The sequence below is a fragment of the Azospirillum sp. OGB3 genome (assembly GCF_014192915.1).
GTDB lineage: Bacteria > Pseudomonadota > Alphaproteobacteria > Azospirillales > Azospirillaceae > Azospirillum.
Genome location: NZ_JACHYN010000074.1, coordinates 1 through 1028, shown reverse-complemented (window position 1 = coordinate 1028; position 1028 = coordinate 1). Strand labels below are relative to the sequence as shown.

1 protein-coding gene is annotated in these 1028 nt (G+C 68.4%); it reads right to left on the bottom strand.

Annotated features, from left to right (window positions below):
• Window positions 1-62: 62 nt before the first annotated feature.
• The coding region (locus tag FHW79_RS32325; protein ID WP_183182692.1) for a pyruvate formate lyase family protein at window positions 63-1028 on the bottom strand (966 nt) is incomplete at its 5' end.

Sequence of the window (1028 nt, the reverse complement as noted above, 5' to 3'; positions counted from 1 at the left end):
CCCTCCCCTGCGAAGCGGGGGAGGGTCAGGGTGGGGGCAACACGCCGCTGCTCAACAACTCGTCAATGCGCCCCATGGAAGGTGCGGCTGATGACGTCCATCTGCTGCTCGCGGGTCAGCTTGATGAAGTTCACCGCGTAGCCCGACACCCGGATGGTCAGCTGCGGGTACAGCTCCGGATGGTCCATGGCGTGCAGCAGCGTCTCGCGGTCGAAGACGTTCACGTTGATGTGGTGGCCGCCCTGGCCGAAATAGCCGTCCAGCATCCCCACCAGATTGGCCACCCGCTCGCCCTCGCTCGGGCCCAGCGCGCCGGGCACGATGGTGAAGGTGTAGCTGATGCCGTCCTGGGCGTGCGCGTAGGGCAGCTTCGCCACCGACGCCATCGAGGCGACGGCGCCCTTGCGGTCGCGCCCGTGCATCGGGTTGGCCCCCGGCGCGAAGGGCTGGCCCGCCTTGCGCCCGTCCGGCGTGTTGCCCGTCTTCTTGCCGTAGACCACGTTCGAGGTGATCGTCAGCACCGACTGCGTCGGCACCGCGTCGCGGTAGGCCTTCTGCTTGCGCAGCAGACCCATGAAGGTCTCGACCAGCCACACCGCGATCCCGTCGACCCGGTCGTCGTTGTTGCCAAAGGCCGGGTAGTCGCCCTCGATGACGAAGTCGGTGGCGAGCCCGCGCTCGTCGCGGACCACCTTGACCGTGGCGTGCTTGATCGCCGACAGGCTGTCCGCGACGACGCTCAGCCCGGCGATGCCGCAGGCCATGGTGCGCAGCACGTCGCGGTCGTGCAGCGCCATCTCCAGCCGCTCGTACATGTACTTGTCGTGCATGAAGTGGATGGCGTTGAGCGTGTTCATGTAGGCGCGCGCCAGCCATTCCATCATCGGCAGCAGGCGGGCGACCACCGTGTCGTGGTCGAGCACGTCGCCGGTGATCGGCGCGAAGGCCGGGCCGACCTGCTCGCCCGACACCTCGTCGCGGCCGCCGTTGATGGCGTAGAGCAGCGTCTTGGCGAGGTTGGCGCGGGC